Origin of the sequence: Spirosoma sp. 48-14 (genome assembly GCF_001898575.1) — a bacterium.
GTDB lineage: Bacteria > Bacteroidota > Bacteroidia > Cytophagales > Spirosomataceae > Spirosoma.
The window spans coordinates 43,911-63,174 of record NZ_MKUD01000037.1; the positions used below are offsets into that span (position 1 = coordinate 43,911).

At 49.3% G+C, this 19,264-nt stretch carries 13 protein-coding genes; 3 read left to right on the top strand and 10 right to left on the bottom strand.

The features are described from left to right. Positions 1–54 precede the first annotated feature (54 nt). Positions 55–879, bottom strand: coding sequence for a ThuA domain-containing protein (locus BGO59_RS19115; RefSeq protein ID WP_293685700.1), 825 nt, complete (start codon positions 877–879; stop codon positions 55–57). 259 nt (positions 880–1,138) lie between these two features. On the opposite strand from BGO59_RS19115, the gene BGO59_RS19120 reads away from it, so the two are divergent. Continuing rightward, positions 1,139–1,879 carry an SDR family oxidoreductase gene (locus BGO59_RS19120; RefSeq protein ID WP_293685702.1) on the top strand — a complete coding sequence of 247 codons (741 nt, stop codon included), beginning with the start codon at positions 1,139–1,141 and terminating at the stop codon, positions 1,877–1,879. 39 nt (positions 1,880–1,918) lie between these two features. Here BGO59_RS19120 and BGO59_RS19125 read toward each other — a convergent pair whose 3' ends face one another. The 8 genes from BGO59_RS19125 to BGO59_RS19160 all read right to left on the bottom strand — a co-directional run bounded on the left by BGO59_RS19125 (position 1,919) and on the right by BGO59_RS19160 (position 12,543). Further along, positions 1,919–2,524, bottom strand: coding sequence for a Crp/Fnr family transcriptional regulator (locus BGO59_RS19125; RefSeq protein ID WP_293685704.1), 606 nt, complete (start codon positions 2,522–2,524; stop codon positions 1,919–1,921). Positions 2,525–2,874: 350 nt separating this feature from the next. Continuing rightward, on the bottom strand, positions 2,875–3,711 hold the full coding sequence (locus BGO59_RS19130) for an SDR family oxidoreductase (RefSeq protein WP_293685706.1): 837 nt from the start codon (positions 3,709–3,711) through the stop codon (positions 2,875–2,877). Positions 3,712–3,727: 16 nt separating this feature from the next. After that, positions 3,728–4,579 carry an AraC family transcriptional regulator gene (locus BGO59_RS19135; protein ID WP_293685708.1) on the bottom strand — a complete coding sequence of 284 codons (852 nt, stop codon included), beginning with the start codon at positions 4,577–4,579 and terminating at the stop codon, positions 3,728–3,730. A gap of 305 nt (positions 4,580–4,884) precedes the next feature. Further along, a complete protein-coding gene (locus BGO59_RS19140; protein WP_293685710.1) occupies positions 4,885–6,834 on the bottom strand; it encodes a KUP/HAK/KT family potassium transporter in 1,950 nt (649 codons plus the stop codon). A gap of 57 nt (positions 6,835–6,891) precedes the next feature. Further along, positions 6,892–8,253: a sigma-54 dependent transcriptional regulator gene (locus BGO59_RS19145; protein WP_293685712.1), complete on the bottom strand. Its 1,362-nt coding sequence runs from the start codon at positions 8,251–8,253 to the stop codon at positions 6,892–6,894. Between the two features lie 121 nt (positions 8,254–8,374). Then, complete coding sequence (locus BGO59_RS19150; RefSeq protein ID WP_293685714.1) at positions 8,375–9,535, bottom strand: Gfo/Idh/MocA family oxidoreductase; 1,161 nt, start codon at positions 9,533–9,535, stop codon at positions 8,375–8,377. 77 nt (positions 9,536–9,612) lie between these two features. Continuing rightward, on the bottom strand, positions 9,613–11,016 hold the full coding sequence (locus tag BGO59_RS19155; protein ID WP_293685716.1) for a putative oxidoreductase C-terminal domain-containing protein: 1,404 nt from the start codon (positions 11,014–11,016) through the stop codon (positions 9,613–9,615). Positions 11,017–11,124: 108 nt separating this feature from the next. After that, positions 11,125–12,543, bottom strand: coding sequence for a Gfo/Idh/MocA family oxidoreductase (locus BGO59_RS19160; RefSeq protein WP_293685718.1), 1,419 nt, complete (start codon positions 12,541–12,543; stop codon positions 11,125–11,127). Between the two features lie 191 nt (positions 12,544–12,734). On the opposite strand from BGO59_RS19160, the gene BGO59_RS19165 reads away from it, so the two are divergent. Then, positions 12,735–14,105 carry an OmpA family protein gene (locus BGO59_RS19165; protein ID WP_293685720.1) on the top strand — a complete coding sequence of 457 codons (1,371 nt, stop codon included), beginning with the start codon at positions 12,735–12,737 and terminating at the stop codon, positions 14,103–14,105. Positions 14,106–14,161: 56 nt separating this feature from the next. On the opposite strand, the gene BGO59_RS19170 is transcribed toward BGO59_RS19165, so the two are convergent. Continuing rightward, positions 14,162–15,268 carry a DUF2911 domain-containing protein gene (locus BGO59_RS19170; RefSeq protein ID WP_293685722.1) on the bottom strand — a complete coding sequence of 369 codons (1,107 nt, stop codon included), beginning with the start codon at positions 15,266–15,268 and terminating at the stop codon, positions 14,162–14,164. A gap of 262 nt (positions 15,269–15,530) precedes the next feature. Between BGO59_RS19170 and ileS the strand changes: the two genes are divergently transcribed. Then, entirely contained in the window at positions 15,531–18,956 is a 3,426-nt protein-coding gene (ileS, locus tag BGO59_RS19175) for an isoleucine--tRNA ligase (RefSeq protein WP_293685724.1), read from the top strand. Positions 18,957–19,264 lie beyond the last annotated feature (308 nt).

Below are 19,264 nucleotides of genomic sequence, written 5' to 3' on the forward strand. Positions count from 1 at the left end.
CTAGATCAGTAAGTTCGTTTTTCGGGAAAACTAATCGGCTACGGAACCAACTTTCTACCGGATGGGCGTGTCGCGCGAGTCGGCATAAGCTTTGCCGAAGTCGATCTTCTTCACTTGCCCGGCTACGTACCGGATACCCTGAAAGATGTGCTTAATAAACGTTTGATCGTCTAGATAATCGGTTTTCGCATGGCCGAGCGTTGTACACCAGGTGTACCCACCATCGAAATTGTAATACCAGGCAGAAGGATACAACTCGGTATACGAACCGCCAAACATCTTGACTTTCTCAGGCTCGTCCTGATTGAGTGACGTCAGATCATTCGCCATGATGACGGTAGGGCCAGGCGACATATTTTTGGTAAAATAAAATTCGTCTTCTTTCTCCCAGATCTTCGGCAATCCGCTCATTGAAGGGTGTTTTGTGTCGATGACCTCAATTTTGAACTTCTGGAATTTCGGATGCCAGGCAAAGGTGCCACCAATCATCCGTTTGAACCACGCCCAGTTGCGTTCGGTGCCCATAACGGAGTGAATACCCACGAATCCACCACCCGCTTCAATATACCGCCGAAAAGCAAGACGCTGAGCATCAGTATCGAACACATCGTTATTGGTGCTGGCAAACACCAGCAGCGTGTATTGTTTCAGGTTATCTTCGGTAAAAACGGAAGGCTGGTCAGAGGAATCGACGTTGAAGCCGTACTGCTGGCCAAGCTTCTGGACGCACTGAATGGCATTCGGAATATTGTCGTGTACGTAGCCTTTGCCATTTTTAGTATACACTAGCACCTTCACTTTTTTCCAACTAACGTCCTGCGCCTGTAGCCCGGCAACCGATAACAGGCTGATCAACAATACAACGGCAAATCGGGTCATCTTAATGGTTCGTTATGCCTCTATAAGCAACGAAGCCCATTGTTCTACGCGTACGAGCCGAAATGGACAAGCGATTTTCATTATTCGTCCTGGCCGGTCTGGACATCTTTTAGAAACAGCTTCCAGCTCTGAAATTGTACCTGGTCAAAATCGGTCAGAGCGCATACAACTATTCCAGCATAACGAATTCCCTTTTTACCATTTGGTAAATGGCTTGCCGAGCATAGTCAGGATTTTTGTCGTCAAAAACAGCTAGTATATGGAAACCGCACAACACATAAGCAATTTGATGGGCAAACGGGTCATTATCTTGGGAGGAAGTTCGGGGCTTGGTCTGGCAACCGCCAAAGCAGCCGCCGAAGAAGGTGCTGAGATCGTGATTGCGTCAAGTAATCAAGCCCGTATTGACGAAGCATTAACGGAATTACCGGCCGGAAGCAGTGGATACGCCGTTGATTTGAGCCGCGAAGAAAATACTAAAGACTTCTTTGCGCGTATTGGTCGCTTTGACCATCTGGTATATACAGCCGCCGAAAACCTTAATCTGACTACAATCGAAAATACCGACCTGACAAAAGCCAGAGACTTCTTTACCCTCCGCTTTTGGGGTGCGCTGGCTGCCGTTAAGTACGGCGCTCCCCTGATCAACGAAGGCGGCTCAATTGGTCTGACCAGCGGCATTGCCAGCCAACGCCCCGGTGCTGGCTGGGCGTTGGCTGCCAGCATTTGCGGGGCGATGGAAGGATTTTGCCGTGCCATGGCCGTTGAGCTGGCCCCCATTCGGGTTAATGTCGTTTTACCTGGCGTTATTCAAACCAATCTCTGGAATAGTATGCAACCGCAGGAAAGGGAGAACTTTTATCAGTCCGTTGGTAGTTCGCTGCTCGTCAAACGCGTAGGTCATGCCGACGACATTGCCCAGACCTATCTGTTCCTGATGAAACAATCGTTTGCCACCGGGCAAACCTTCATCATCGATGGAGGAACGGTATTGGTATAGCCGATTGACTACTGCTGCTCAGTAATTGAATGCAGCGCACTAAGGACGTTGCTTTGTCGATAGGAGCGATATATTCCTTCGGATTCGACTGAGTGACTGTTGCGTAATACCCAGATAGGAAGCCACATCACTAAGCGGAACCTGCTGAATAATATGGGGCTGCTGCGCAATGAATTTAAGGTATCGGGTGGTCGCTTCTTCTCCCATTAAATTATTGCGGATCTTGATTTTGTCCATCAGGGCCTGTTGCGTAATAGTCTCTACAAGGTCTTTAAAATAAGGCAGCTGTTGGTAGAGGCTATTGAGTCGTTGTTTTGAAAAGACAAACACGACTCCATCGGTAGCGGCAACAATACCCTCCTGCGAAGCAACCTCTCCCATAAAGCTGTACAGGATGGTACAGAACTTATTATCCTTTACGAAGAACTGGATGACCTCATTCCCTTTCTCCGAAATAGAAACAATTTTGAGTATACCGCTGGCAACAAAAAAGAGCTCTTTGGCCGTTCGGCCCTGCTCCAGTAACGTGTCTCCAGCCTTAATACTGCGGAACTGCATAAACTGACCGATGAGGTCAAAATCGGTGTCCGGGATTTCCCTGAAGCGATTCAGGAATGCATGAAATAAAGCGGGGTCAGTTTCCATAGATTCTTTTCTGCTTTAACGAACGGTTAGTTTCCCTTTAAAGGTAAGTTCACTGCCAGTAAACACCCGTAAGGTAAACAAAGAAGCGTGCTTCTTCATTTACCTTACGGGTGTTTGTCTACGTTATACTGCCTCCGCGAGCACAAGCCCTAAATAGCAAACTGAGCGGCTACACTCTTCCGAAAATCTTCTGCGACAACGTTAAGCCGTTAGTTATAGGGGGCTATGACATCAGGGGCTTTAGCCAAAAAAGTTTGGCAGTTGCTTTGCCAAGACCGGATGATGCCCCGGTAATTAAGATGGTTTTCATCGTGATGACTCGAAAAATGAGGGATTAATGGCTCGCCGTTTTACTCGTTTTGTGAAACGAAGAGACTATTGGTGAACAACTGATAGGCTTCTTCCGATGAACTGCGTCGGGCATTCAGAATGGGCAGAATATCGTTCGTTGGCGTATACCGGAGCCGGTCTGTGCCGTCGGTGGCGGCTTCGAAGATGGCTGCTACGACCTTTTCAACGGCGTCGGGATCAGCCGCTTCCTGCATACCGCCATAGACCTTGCCAATTTTCCCCAGAAACGGCAGATAGTCCTCGATTAGCTGAAGTCCAGTGCTTTCTCCTCCAACACGGGCCATGAAGCCGGTTTGCATGGCTCCTCCCGGCTCGATGATTTTTACCCGTATGCCCAGCGATGCCAGTTCGTAGCGCAGACCTTCGGAAAAACCCTCCAGCGCAAACTTCGACGCGCTATAGATCGATGCCATTGGGAAGCCAATGGCCCCGGCCCCCGAACTAATATTGATGATGGTTCCTGCATGATTGGCGCGAAAATGCGGGAGAATAGCCCGCGTGACATCCATTGCCCCAAACACATTGACATCGAACTGCGTTTGGATAGCCTCACGCGATGCGCTCTCAAAAATGCCAAACAGGCCATACCCCGCATTATTGACCACGACATCGATGCGACCAAAACGCTCAATACCAGCCGCAATTGCCGATTCAATCGTTACGGCATCCTGCACGTCCAGTTTGGTAATCAGCACATTATCGCTATTCCGAAGATCGCCCGCTTTATGGGTATCCCGCATGGTAGCAATAACATTCCAGCCTTTTTCGGCAAAAAAATGGGCAACAGCAGCCCCGAAACCGGACGATGTTCCGGTTATCAATACTGTCTTTTTCATTCTGGTAATGTGATGGTTAATTCAGGTTTCTAAATTCGCCGGGCGACATGCCCGTTTTATTTTTGAAGAGCTTATTGAAGGATTGTGAGTAGTCGAATCCAAGCGAGTAGGCAATTTCACCCACTGACAAATTGGTCTGTATCAACTTGTTTTTAGCTACTTCGATAATATGATTGTGGATATGCTGCTGGGTGGTCAGGCCAGTAAGGTTTCTGAGCAGGTCACTCAGGTATTGAGCGGAGATAAATAGCTTCCCGGCGAAATAATGGACGTCGGGGAGTCCTTGCTGCAAATGGGCATCACCCGCAAAATAGTCGTTCAGGTACGCTTCAAATTTGATCAGAATATCATGGTTTACTTTTTTGCGCGTGATGAACTGACGATTATAAAACCGATTACAATACGTCAGTAACAGATCAATATGAGATACGATAACATCCTGACTGAACGAATCGATATTGCTCTGATATTCACGTCGGATGTCGTCCCAGATTTTTTCGATCTGTTGTTCCTCTTTAGCGGAGAGGTGTAAAGCCTCATGGGTCGCGTAGGCGAAGAAGCCGTACTCGTTTAGTTTGCTGGCGAGCGGGTAATTTCGTACCAGGTCGGGATGAAAAATAAGCCAGTGCCCGGTTGCATCGCCATCGTCTGAAATCTCGGTCGAGGTCACCTGACCGGGGGCATAAAAACTGAGCATACCTGCATCATGGTCATAATTTGTCTGCCCATACCGGACTTTTCCCGTAAAGTTTTTCTTGATGCAGATTGAATAGAAATTATACACTACGGGTTTGGCGTTCAGCTCTTGAAACGAACTTCCTGTAATCAAGCCGTTTACGCTGACAAGCGGATGCTCCGGTTCAGGCAAGCCAAGAACCTTATGGAGTTGAGGTATAGAGTTTATAACACGTATGTCCTTCTTTTCGCTGCTATTCATGGCCTATCATTTCTTCTGGCATGAGTTTCTGCTGCAAAGATGGGGTTAAGCAGGTAGTCTGATTGTTTCCAAAACAAGGATTCTTGTATCCATTATTTTTTTCGGCTGTCAGTAGGCGACAGGAGATCCTGCTTATGATGGCTTCAGCGATGACTCTCGCTACAGACATGGCATCTGCACATTAGGGCACGCTAAAAGAGCTCATACGTATTTTCAACAGCCTCACCTGAAAATGTCTAATCCGTTTTAGGAGCAATTCGTTTAAGCGGTAACGATTTGGGTCTGGTGATAACCAATGGAACAGCCTCGATTGTAACGTTGCTCGTGTCCAGCCCGTAAGCCGCCTGTGGCGATAAAGCAATATTTTTCAGCAGCATGTAGCCGAACATAATTACTTGCTGGCGCACGGTCAGATCGTTTTCGTAGGAAAGAAATCGTCGGAAAAGCACAAACCGAAAGTCGCCGGGAACCCGGTGTGTACTCAGCGATTTATACCGGCTATCAATCGTCACTTCGTTATTCTCCACCATATCCTCGACGACCATTCTGAAAAGCAGATTGATACGCGGATCGATACGAAATCCCAGATAGAACGTAACCACATATACATCCTCCGCTGCCAGGGTTTCGACCGAATACCGCATCACGTAGGGTTCATCTTCTACACAAACGTGAATAAACCAGTAAATGTCCGCTCGTTTGGGCGCCCGGTTCAGAATCGAATACAGGATTTCGGACTCGATACGCTTGCTGGAATCGGATGTAGTCAGGTAAACCAGATGGGTAGCAAATTTCGGAATAGTCAGATCATTACTTAACGATTTTAGAATGGGCAGATTACTCGTCAGCGACTCGTATTTGATCAGGCTCTGTTTTATTGACTCGCCCTCATGCCAGAACAGCATCATGGCCATAATCAGTAACCCCAGCGTGACTGAAATCCAGCCACCTTCTTCAAACTTAACTAGGTTGGCGATCAGAAACGTCGTCTCAACGGTGAGAAATATAGCAGTCAGAACAACCTGAAGAATTGGATTGAAGCGCTTCACACGCATGTACATACTCATCAGTACGGTCGACATGAGCATCGTGAGCGTGACGGCCAGCCCAAAAGCAGCTTCCATGTTTTTCGATTCCCGGAAGTGAAGCACAATCAGGCAACAGCCAATCATTAAGGCCCAGTTGACAAACGGCACATACAGTTGCCCTCGTTCATCGGACGGGTAGGCTACGCGCTGCCGTGGCCAGAGCGTCAGTCGCATGGCTTCACTGACCAGCGTAAACGAGCCACTGATCAGTGCCTGCGAAGCAATGATCGTCGCCAACGTTGCCAGACCAATGCTAAAGACGACAATGGATGGAGGTACAATGCTGTAAAACGGGCTTGTTTCGCCCAGTCGTTGGCCAAGGTGATGCATCAGCCAGGCCGATTGCCCCGCATACGATAGCAACAGCGTTGTTTTTACATAGGCCCAGCTAACCCGAATATTACTCCGGCCGCAATGCCCCATATCGGAATAAAGCGCTTCGGCTCCAGTCGTGCAGAGGAAAACACCACCCAACAGCCAGAAACCACTGGGGTAGGTCATCAGGAAATGGAGGGCGTAATAAGGATTGATCGCTTTAAGAACCGTCGGCTGGCTCCACAACGCCCAAAGGCCGATGACCCCGATGAAACTGAACCAGACCAGCATAACCGGCCCAAATAACTTTCCTAATTGCTGTGTGCCAAACTGTTGCCCGACAAACAAGGCGATCAGGATGGCGATAACGATGGGAACGGTATCAAGTTTAGGGTAAAAAATCAGCAATCCTTCAACTGCCGACGACACTGAGATAGGAGGTGTAATCAACCCATCGGCTAGTAGAAATGCCCCGCCAATTACGGCCGGGTACATTAGCCATTGGCCCGTATATCGCCGAACGAGTGTGTAGAGCGAAAAGATGCCGCCTTCGCCCTTGTTATCGGCCCGGAGTGTGATCACCACATACTTAATGGTGGTTTGTAACGTGAGCGTCCACAAAATGCAGGAGAATGTACCCAGCACTAAGTTTTCGGATAACTCCCGTCCTCGCATAACGGCCGACAATGTATAAAGCGGAGAGGTACCAATATCCCCAAAAACAATACCGATAGCAACCAGAAGCCCCTGCGCCGAAACCTTGTTAAGCGATGTAGATGACATGTCAAATAAAGAAATACACTGTTTTGAAGGTTCAATCCCCCTTAGACCGAATACGGATCATAAAGTATCCATTTCGCTCAATTTTCGATAAAGACTGGTCAGACCGATACCAAGTAATCGGGCCGCTTCTGTCTTGTTGCCATTGGTATGCTCTAGAACCCGCCGGATGTGCCGTTGTTCGACCGTTGCCAGATCCAGTATGGAGCTATCGCCCACGTTCGTTGCCGAAACAGCCATTTGCATTTCGTAGGGCAGCAGATCGGGCGTGAGTTCAACCGGCGTATTTTGAGGAGACTCGGCCAGAATAACAGCTCGTTCGATGACGTTTTTCAATTCGCGGATATTGCCTTTCCAAGGGTGTTGCTGGAGCTTCTGAATAAACTCTGTACTCAGTCGGATGTCGCGCTTACCAAGCTTGGCGGCATATTGGCGGGCAAACTGTTGGGCCAGACCGGGAATGTCGTCGCGTCGATCACGAAGTGGGGGAAGTTCGATTTGAAAAACCGATAATCGATAATATAAATCGAGCCGGAAATGTCCAGCGTTCGCTTCCTGCTCAAGGCCTCGGTTGGTAGCGGCAATGATCCGAACATCTGTTTTGGTTGGTTTAGTATCCCCCACACGCAGAAATTCGTGTGTTTCGAGTACACGCAGGAGCTTGGCCTGCAGATCAAGCGGCATTTCACCAATCTCGTCCAGGAAAATAGTTCCTTTAATGGCTTCAGCAAATAATCCTTTCTGATCACGGCTAGCCCCTGTAAAGGCCCCAGCCCGATGTCCGAAGAGTTCACTTTCCAGAATATCTTTACCCAGCGCCCCACAGTTGATGGCTACAAATGGCCCGGTCCGGCGTGGACTTGCCTGGTGAATCGCCTGAGCGAATACTTCTTTACCTGTCCCTGTTTCGCCCGTCAGCAATACCGTTGTATCGGTAACGGCTACTTTGCGGGCCAGGTCAATGGCTTGCTGAATAGGTTTTGAATGGCCGATAATACTGTCGAATCCATATCGTTGACCAACCTGTTTTTCAAGTTGTTGTATTCGAAGCTGAAGAGTGGCTTTCTCAATAGCCCGGCTGACGAGTGGGATGATCCGATCGTTATCGTCGCCTTTGGTAATGTAGTCGAATGCACCATTTTTGATCGCCGTTACGCCATCCGAAATAGTCCCATAAGCCGTCAGCACAATAATCTCGGTGGCAGGATAGAGCTGCTTAATCTGCGCCGACAGATCAATGCCGTTCTTATCGGGCAGCTTCACATCGCTGATTACGAGCTGGACCTCTTCCCGCTCCAGCATTTTCAACCCCGTACGGGCATTTTCAGCCTCTAGCACGGTATACCCTTCGAGTTCCAGAATCCGCGCTAGTAGCTGGCGGAGACGCGGCTCATCGTCGATCAGCAGAATAGTAGCAGGCATAAAAAACGCTTCGTTTCTGCGGCAAAGATGAGAAACGAAGCGATAAAAGTTTAGGTGGCTACCACATCAGTAACCTCTTCCGCTCGCCTAAAAGCAAACCTTAGCCGAAAACCTCAGCTTTTTATTTCTTCAAATGAATCACCTGTGCCTGCTTCTGCGCTTTAATAGCCAGTTCAGTAGCTAAGAAACAATGCTCCTGCGACATAGCCGTTTCGGTACGATTCAACACATCGTTGACCAGTTGTTCACCATAAGGCAGGTTCTCTTTGCTGCAATCAATGTAGCGGGTTTCTTTCTTATCCGTAATAAACAGGTGATTACCACCGTCGCGCCCACCGGGGTCGATGTTTTTACGGATCTCGATAAAGCCTTCGGTGCCTAAAATCGTTAAGCGCCCATCACCCCAGCTTTTCAGGCCGTCGGGCGTAAACCAGTCAACCCGGATATACCCCATACCGCCATCACCACGCAGCATCACATCGCCAAAATCCTCGAAATTCGGATACTGTGGAAAATGCAGATTCCCCACCTGCGACGCCACAATATCGGCCTTGGTCGATCCGGTAAAGAACAGGTACTGATCGAACTGGTGCGAAGCAATGTCGCAGATAATACCACCAAACTGTTTTTTCTCGAAAAACCAGGCAGGACGCGTTGCCGGATTCATGCGGTGCGGTCCTAGGCCAACCGTCTGGATCACGTTGCCAATGGCCCCTGCTTTGACCAGTTCGCCGGCTTTCACCGTGGCTTTATTCTCCAGCCGTTCACTGTACATGATTGAATAAATGCGCTTCGTTTCTTTCTGAACCTTACGCACTTCGGCCAGTTGCTCAAGGGTGGTGATACCGGGTTTATCGGACATAAAATCCTTACCGGCCTTCATAACCCGAATACCTAATGGCGCTCGTTCGTTAGCAATAGCCGAACTCAGAACCAGTTGGATCGACTTATCTTCCAGAATTTCGGCTTCGCTCTTGGCCTGTTTTGCCTGTGGGAATCGCTTGGCAAATTCAGCGGCCAAGTCAGGTTCTTTGGCATAAAACGAAACAAGCTCACCGCCCCCTCGCTGTACAGCACCTACCTGACCATAAATATGCCCGTGATTCATGCCGATCACCGAGAAACGAATCCGGGCGGCACCTGTCGGCACCGAATCACTCCCCAGCGATGTTGACCGAACAAGGGCCGGAGCCCCAATTAATTCGTTAGATAGTGCAGGAGCCAGGACCAATCCAGCCGCTGTGCTGATGGTCTCCTTAATGAAGTTTCTTCTTGGGTTCATAAGATTGATAATGAGCGAAAGAGTGAATGAGCGAAAGAGCGAAAAAGTTTGCGTCAGTATTTCGCTCTTTCACTCATTCACTCTTTCGCTCTTTGTTTTTTCGCCAGTTCCAACGCCTGGGTGGTGGTGTAATATTTGGCAATCATGTTAGGAACTTCCCACGCGGGCAGGCTACCGGCTTTCAGGTAATCGAGGTATTTCTGCGCTACCCGGCCAAAGTGGGCTTCGTGCCCTTCCTTGTATTTTTCAGGAATGACCACCTCCCAGCCGGTTCCGATTTTCTTTACCTCAACGCCCGGAAACTCCTGCTGAATTTTCGGCAATACCGTTTTGATAGATGCTTCCAGATCTTTGCTGCCCGGAACGGCTTCAATGTACAGCGTCGGTTTGTACTGCTGCGGGGCACCCTGCCGGATAATCAGATTGGCTTTGGTGCCGCGCATAATCGAGTAGTGCGTGTCGCCTGCTCCTTCGGGCGCTTTGTAGGCCCAGGTTACCGATACTTTGGCGTGAACACCTTTCAACTGGTAGTTGATTTCGCCGTTGCTGTATACCTTCAGGATACTATCGCTTACCACATCTTTTTTGAGGTAATCCGGAAAAACATCCTGTTTAGTAATGGCTTTGAACTGGCTCAGACGCATATCCGTTGTCCAGCGCCGGGCCGATGTCAGGCTAATGTCTTTCTGATAATCAATCGTTTGCTCAGGGAAGCATTCCCATTGGACGAGATCAACCAGGTGGGTGGTTACGTCTACGATGCCTTCACCCTGTTGTGTTACATCCATAAACCAGGCTGGTCGAGTCAGAATACTACCCGATACATTTTTATAGAAATGGTGTACGCTTTCTTTCGTTACGGCTGGGTTTTCAGGCGTTCCTTTTTCCAGGGTCCCGAATACCTCAGCCTGTTGCGAAAAAGCCCGCTGGAGCATGGTCGTGATTTCGTAGCGTTCGGTCATGATGTCGTACAGCAGGACCTTATTTTTTTCGGCCGACGCAAACGCATTTTTCAATTCTTCAAACTTCGAAGCCTCAATGACCATCGGCTTGTCGGCCAGCACGTTAAATCCGGCTTCGATGGTCTTCTTGATATAATCGGTTTTGAGTCCGTTGTTACCCGCCATAACCACTACGTTGCCCTTTTTGCCTGACGTGGCCCGTTCGGCAATCATTTTGTCCAGAAAATCGGCCCCTTTATACACTTCTTCTTTCCAGTGCGTCGGATTTTCGGGTCGGGTGTTGTAGCCATTGATTTTATCCAGATGCAGTTGCAGGTCCGGGCCATCGGGAGCATACACATGAACAACCGAGTCGACTCCTTCGAGCCTGTTTTTCTGTACAAGGGCCGCATGAAAATGACCAGGATCGAGCGTGATTAACTGGATTTGGCCATTGGCTTTTTCACTTTTCTCTGACGACTGGCAGGCGGTAATCATCGCAGCCATACATATAATGCCAACGGTGGGCAACAGTTTCATTTTCCGAATTGATTTGATAAGTACTACTTAGATCCTGTGTATTGGGATGAACTAACGTATAGTCATGGTTACGTCGGCGCACCTCAATACACAGGCTTTGATTAAACGTTACTTTACCGAAGCTACCGCCTTGATCGCATAGGGCGCACGTTGTGGGCGCGACAGGAGTTTGTTGGCTTCGGGGTCGTTTTTGAACTGTTCTTTTTTAGGGTCCCAATAGAGTTTACGATTCAATTTCATGGCCGCATGATGCAGCAGGCAGGCGGTACAGGACCGATGCCCCACTTCGACGGGGGCAATGGGTTCTTTCCGGCTTACGATGCTTTCCAGCCAGTTGCCATGGTGCTCTTTACTCACCGGCAGATGGATTTCGTTGGGCCCGATGACAGATGTCAGCAGTTTAGGATCACTGGCATCCAGTTTTTTGGCAGCATTCTGCTTGGCAATCGGATCGCTGGCCGTTACGTTGGCATCTCCCCGCGACACGAAAATCCAGCCTTTTGTTCCTTCAAACCGAATCCCGTTGGCAATCTCGTTCGTCACAATCATATGGACACCGTTTTCGTACATAGCTTCGGTACGGAAAATACCGTGTACATCCCACAACCCGCTTTTTGGAAAATCGGCCTTCCCCCAGATTTCGACGGGCCCCGTATACTCGGTATTCATGGCCCAGTGCGCTGAATCGATGTGGTGTGCCCCCCAGCCCGTAATCATACCGGCCCCAAACTGTTCGCAACGTAACCAGCCGGGCCGGTCATAGCCAACCTGCGGATGCACCCGCTTTTCGGTATAGTACACTTCGGGTGTAGTGCCGAGCCACATGTCGTAATTCAGGTTTTTAGGAATCGGCATTTGTGGTTCTTCATCGCCCGATGGATCGCCCGGAAGGCCGACATATACCGTTTTCAGCTCACCAATCCGACCGTTACGCACCAGTTCGGCGGCATACCGAAACTGTTCCGACGACCGCTGCTGACTGCCAACCTGCACAATCTGTTTCGACTGCTTCACAGCATCGGCCATCATGCGCCCTTCGGCAATGGTGAGTGACGCTGGCTTCTGCATGTATACATCTTTTTTGGCCCGTACCGCATCGACCACAATCGGTGCATGCCAGTGGTCGGGCGTACTGACCAGAACGGCATCAATATCCTTATTTAATAATAGTTCGCGATAATCCGTATATACCCGAACACCATCGTAATTATCCTTGCCCGTTTTTTTCGCGTATACACCGTTAACGAGTTTTTTGGCATCCTCGGCCCGATTGCTATCCAGATCACAAACCGCCATAATCAGGGCATTATCGTATTCCCACACACCCGGCATGTCGTGCCCGCGCGAAATACGCCCGGTACCGATAGCCCCTATATTGATTCGGTTGCTGGGGGCATTTTTACCAAAAACCGAAGCAGGTACTATCGTAGGAAAGCCTGTAATCAGAGCCGAAGATGCCAGCGTGCCTTTGGCCGCCAGATCCAGAAAGCCCCTCCGCGAAATAGTCGTTTGTTTATCGGATGCCATGATCGTAAGATTCAGGTAAGTTTGTAGTATACCTAAGGTATGATCAGACAATTTTTACTATCCATTGTACGATAAGGCCTTTCATTTTAAAAGATTATCGACCCTGCGCTGTAACTAATGTTTACGCTTTCCGTCTTATTCAGTAATTACCTATATACTCTGGTCATTAACCAAACATACTCTCTGAACGTATGCGGCAACGCTATCTCCTCTTTATCCTGCTGGCTGGACTCACATCTTCCTGCATGATCGGCTCCTATCCATCAGGCTATCCTTCAGGTGGAGGCCAGTATCCCTCCGGTGGCCAGCAATCGCCTGATGATACCTATCCGAACGCTGGCAATCAGCCTGGCAGCGGTCGCGCTGCCGACCCCGGCGTAACCGTAAACAGCATCCGCCTGACGCCCGACTACACCATACTGAATTTGACCTTTACAGATAACGCCCGGCCGAATTACGATCGAAATGGCCGTCTTTTGCAATCAGGAACCACTATAGGCTTAGATCCTAACAGTTACCTGGTAGCAGCTAATGGTGCCCGGACATTTGCTTTTGTTCGCGTCGAGGGCATACCTATGAAACGGGAAGAGAGGAATCCTACTACTGGAAAAATACAACTGATAGGCCGAAATACATACCCCGGAGAGCAGGTCAATTTTACCATTTATTTCCAACGATTGGATAAAGGTCTGGAAAACTTCGACCTATTCGAATGCCACTCCGACGCATACATATGCTGGAACATCTACAACCTACATGTAAATAACCCAGCCGACCCGGTCGTGTACAACCCACCAACGGCACCAGCCCCCAAACCCGTACCGAACCTGCCTAAAAAGACGACAAACGTTCCTCCTGCCCCCACCGGCAATTCAGGGGGTGAGATGGAAACTCCAAAGACTAAACCTGCTCCCATACCTGCTCCTGCGCCCGAAGTGACCACCGTGACGGTTACGGGTAAGGTCAGCGATGCGAAAAACAAACGACCTGTTACGGCCACAATCGATTATCAGCTTTCATCCAGCAAACAGGCAATCGACTCAGTTCAGAGCTTTGCTTCGACGGGTGGGTATAAAATGATGTTACAGAAAGGGCAGGTGTATACGTATATAGTATCGGCACGGGGGTATCAATCGACCAATGGTGTGCTGGATTTAAGTAAAGTGGCGGGCGGCAAAAGTGTCACACGTGATATTACCTTAACACCACTGGCCGTTGGTGATAAGGTAACGCTGAAAAATGTCTATTTCGAAATGTCGAAATCAGATCTTTTACCAGCCTCCTACGCCGAACTGGATAAACTGGAGACCATGATGGAAGAAAACCCAAACATGACCATCCGGCTCGAAGGTCATACCGACATCATCGGCGATCACGATAAAAATTTGCAGCTCTCCCGCGACCGGGTAGTTGCCTGCCAACGATATCTGGTTCAGAAAGGAATCGATATCGTTCGTATTCAGACCATCGGCTACGGCGACACACGCCCTATTCTCACCAAAGGCACCGACGAAGAACGCAAAGTAAACCGTCGGGTTGAGTTCGTAATTTTGTCGATATAAGTAGCGATGGGGTAAGGACATGGTATTTCCCCATATCCTTACCCCATCGTACTAGTCTAGTTTACATCCTTCCCTTGTCCGAGTAATCCAAGCAGACGTTCTACGTTAGCTTTGTTATTGGCATCCGGAGCCAGGGCCAGCGCTTTTTTACCCCAGTCAGCAGCTGTTTTGTAATCACCCATTGCCGAGTAAGCCCGCATCAGCCCCATGTTGCTCATAAACACATTCGGGTATTTTTTGGCAAGATCCTGAAATAGCGCCATTGCTTCTTTTGTTCTTTTCTGATTGATCAGTTGCCGCCCGTATTGATACGCCTGCTGCAAAGTCGCCAGGGGCAACGCTTCTTTAATCAGCGCGTCGGCTTCGGTACTGCGGTTCATTAGCGACAACAGCCGCGCTTTGGTACTAAGTGTATTGAAATTCTTTTCGCCCACAAACTGGCCATTGATCGAATAATCGGCCCAGCGCAGACCTTCCTCCAGATTCGTTTTATGGTCGGCTATATAAGCAGCTGCCTGTTGGTAGGCATCCCAGCGGAACCCTTTTTCACCCCGTAGTTCGTTTCGTAAGGAAGCTAGCTGCGTCTGTACCAGATTGACCGATACGGTAAACGGAATTGCCCATTTTTCCCATTCCAGCATAACCACCGCCGAGCTATCCGTTTCGTTCGTGAACTCATACTTCAACCGTTCTACCGATGGTCGGTCTTTTAGTGGTTTCACCGTCACGCGGAGTGCATCTTCTTTAGGATCATAGAAATAACTTCCCCAGGACGTACTGTTTTTCGAGAAAATGACGGTTACATCATTTTCCTGCACCGCCATTAGTAGGCCATACGTACCCGCCGTCAAAGGTTTCCCATTGATGGCGACATCGGTGCTGACCGTAATGGTGGTATTTTCGTTGGCCCCAGCCCGCCAGGGCGATTCTTTACTAGTCCCAAAGCCCAGATCCTTAAACCCATAGTGAACTAGTTCGCCCCACACTTTACCTTCGCGGCCTTTTACAGCTGGTCGGTCATAATGAATCGTTACATCGGTAAGGCCAATGCGCTCCGAAACCGATGCTTTTTTGTTTCCTCCATCGGCCGGAAAGGTGAGTTGGGCGATGGCCGATAACGAGCCTAAGCAGAAGGCCGTGAGTAATACGGTAATTTTTGTCATGGTTAGCTGTCAGATCATTTTTGAGTAAAAGTCCTTACTTCGCAAAAGCTCAAAATAAGGACTTCCTGACAGCGCGATCAAGGTGAACTGTATAAGCGGTCGAGCCTATGAACGTTCCTGTAGCAACACGTTGTTCATCAAATACAAAGATATGAAGAAATACGAACCGCTTTCCAGTCAGTCGGGTGCGTCAAATTTCCGTATCTTTGCACTCATTTTTTAACCGCACGATCATCGCCAGCGATGATCTGTGCTTTCGATTATGCCAGGCGTGAAGTACCAACAATACGAATCCCTCGATTACGCAAAGCTAGCGGCCGAGGTGTTAACTTACTGGAATCAGAATCAGGTATTTGAACAGTCGGTTTCGCTGCGTGAAGGCCGGCCAACGTTTACGTTCTATGAAGGCCCGCCCTCGGCCAACGGAACCCCCGGTATTCACCACGTGATGGCCCGAACCATTAAAGATATTTTCTGCCGTTATAAAACGCTGCAGGGCTATCAGGTCGAACGAAAAGGGGGCTGGGATACGCACGGACTACCCATCGAGCTTCAGGTTGAAAAAGAACTGGGCATTACCAAAGACCATATCGGCAAACCGGAATCGGAAGGTGGTATTAGCGTTGAAGACTATAACCGCAAATGCCGCGAAACGGTGATGCGGTTTACGGACCAGTGGAACGACCTAACCCAGAAAATGGGCTATTGGGTCGACCTCGACAACCCCTATATCACCTACAAAAACGAGTACATCGAGTCGATCTGGTGGTTGCTGAAGCAGTTGTATGACAAGGATTTGCTCTACAAAGGCTACACCATTCAGCCGTATTCGCCCAAAGCAGGTACTGGCCTGAGTTCGCACGAGTTGAACATGCCCGGTACCTATAAAGATGTGCGCGATACGACAATCGTGGCTCAGTTTAAGGTAAAGCCGACGGGTAAATCAGGCTTTTTGTTTTTCGACTCCGCTGATGCCGATGTCTACATCCTGGCCTGGACTACTACGCCCTGGACCTTACCGGCAAACTCAGCACTGACCGTCGGAAAAGACATCGATTATGTACTGGTCAAGACGTTCAACCCATACACCTTCCTTCCTATCAATGTTGTATTGGCTAAAGCGCTGGTCAGTCGATGGTTCAACGAAAAAGGTCACCAGGATTCGCCTAACAGCCCGGCATTCGATGCGTACTTGCCAAACGACAAGGTAATTCCTTGGGCAATTCTGTCGGAATTTAAAGGCGAACATCTGGAAGGTATCGAGTATGAGCAATTGTTGCCGTACGTTCAGCCCGAGAAGTCAGCGTTTCGGGTTATCCTGGGCGATTTTGTGACGACCGAAGATGGTACGGGAGTGGTTCATACCTCACCAACCTTTGGTGCCGACGACTTTCGGGTAGCGCAGGCAGCCGGTATTCCTCCCATCATGGTGAAGGATGAGAACGGCAAGGAAGTCCCGATTGTCGATAAGCATGGTCAGTTCGTCAACGAAATCACAGATTTCGCGGGTCGGTACGTAAAAGAGGAATACTATTCCGATGAAGAACGCGCCGACCCGGAATTCCGGCCAACCGATGTCCTGATTGCTATCAAACTGAAAGAAGAAAACAAGGCGTTTCGGGTAGAAAAGTACGAACACCCGTATCCACACTGCTGGCGCACCGACAAACCGATCCTGTATTATCCGCTCGACAGCTGGTTCATCCGCACAACCGCGAAGAAAGACCGACTGGTTGAACTGAACAAAACCATCAACTGGCAACCTGAAAGTACAGGTACAGGTCGTTTTGGCAACTGGCTCGAAAACCTGGTCGACTGGAACCTCAGTCGCAGCCGTTTCTGGGGCACTCCGTTACCCATCTGGCGGTCAGAAACGGGTGAGGAAGTTTGCATCGGCTCGGTTGAAGAATTGACGAGTTATGTACAAAAAGCACAGGGTTCAGAAGTACTAACCGAACAGCAACGCACTCAAAACGACGCTTATCTGCAAAAACTAGCCTCCGGTGATTACGATCTTCACCGGCCTTATGTCGATGAGGTCTATTTCGTTTCGGAATCGGGTAAAGTCATGCAGCGCGAGCCGGACCTGATCGATGTTTGGTTCGATTCAGGAGCCATGCCCTATGCACAGTGGCACTATCCGTTTGAGAACAAAGACGTGTTTGCCAAGGCCTTCCCGGCTGATTTTATCTCGGAAGGTGTTGACCAGACGCGCGGCTGGTTCTTTACCCTGCACGCCATTGCGGGTATGCTGTTCGATTCGATTGCGTTCAAAAACGTGGTTTCGACGGGACTGGTACTCGACAAAAATGGCAACAAAATGTCGAAACGGCTGGGCAATGCCATCGACCCGTTCAAAACGCTGGCTCAGTATGGCCCCGATGCTACGCGCTGGTACATGATTACCAATGCGGAACCCTGGGACAACCTGAAGTTCAACATAGACGGTATCGGCGAGGTGCAACGGAAACTATTTGGTACGCTTTCGAATACCTATAATTTCTTTGCGCTGTATGCCAATCTGGATCACTTTACGTTTACAGGCCGTACAGTCCCCGTAGCCGACCGTCCTGAACTTGATCGCTGGATTCTGTCGAAGCTGCAATCGCTGGTGCTGGAGGTTGAAGAACAATTTGATGGGTATAACCCAACCAAAGCGGGTCGGGCTGTACAGGACTTTGTGAACGACCAACTGTCGAACTGGTACGTCCGGCTGTCGCGTCGGCGTTTCTGGTCCGGGGTCACGTCCGACGGAAACATGACGGCTGATAAACGAGCGGCCTACGAAACTCTGCACGAATGTCTGAGCGTAGTGGCCCAGCTTATGTCGCCGATTGCACCGTTCTATGCCGACTGGCTGTACCGGAGCCTGAACGAAGGAAAAGCCTCAGTTCACCTGACCGATTTCCCGATTGCTGATAAAACCTTGATCAATACCGAACTGGAGCAATCGATGGAAGCCGCGCAGGGCGTATCGTCGCTGGTTCACTCCTTGCGTAAAGGGCATAAACTGAAAGTTCGTCAGCCACTGAGTCGCGTCCTGATTCCGGTGTTGAGCGCAGATACTCGTCGGCAGATTGAGCACGTTGCCCCCATCATCATGTCGGAAGTCAATGTAAAAGCCGTTGAATTTGTGGACGACGCCAGTGGCATTTTGAAAAAGCGGGTAAAACCCAATTTCAAAGCACTAGGGCCTAAGTTTGGTAAGCAAATGAAAGAGGTCGCTGCCGCCATCACGGCCATGACCGACGACGAGTTGAAGACCCTGGAGCAAACCAATGCACTGCAACTGGGCACCTTCAATCTGCAACTTTCGGATGTCGACATCCAGACGGAAGATATTCCGGGCTGGCTCGTAGCCAGTGAAGGCAGCCTGACCGTTGCCCTCGACGTAACCGTTACCGATGCATTACGTGGGGAAGGAATCGCCCGTGATTTTGTGAACCGCATTCAGAATCTGCGCAAAGACCGTGACTTCTCGGTAACCGATAAAATTCGGATTGAACTGGAACGCAACAACGAAGTGCTTGCTCAGGCTATCGAAACCAATCGTGACTACATCAGCCAGGAAGTTCAGGCCATATCGCTCGATTTAGTAAGCGACTTAAACGGCCGCGCTTCTGGACCGTTGGCCACTGAGATCGAGATGGATGAGTTTCTGCTACGGCTCACCGTCGAACGCGTATAGCCTTACCGTACCGAGACAATTCAGAGTCACCTTTCTTCGGAGAGGTGATTTTTTTTATCCCCTTTGCACGATTACTGATTTTTATCTAATTCTAGAAAAATACACAACGGCACGAATGTTGTATATAAACCAATGTGCCCACAATGGATAGGCAGTTCAATTTATTGACTGCACGCGTACGAACTGACCTTCGGCACAAAGCCCCCTAGCCCATCTGATACATACTAATTGCCCGCAATTAATAGCTGCGTTCACTTAACCATTTTACAACTTTGATTGATTATCTACGCTCAACTCTACACTCCTTT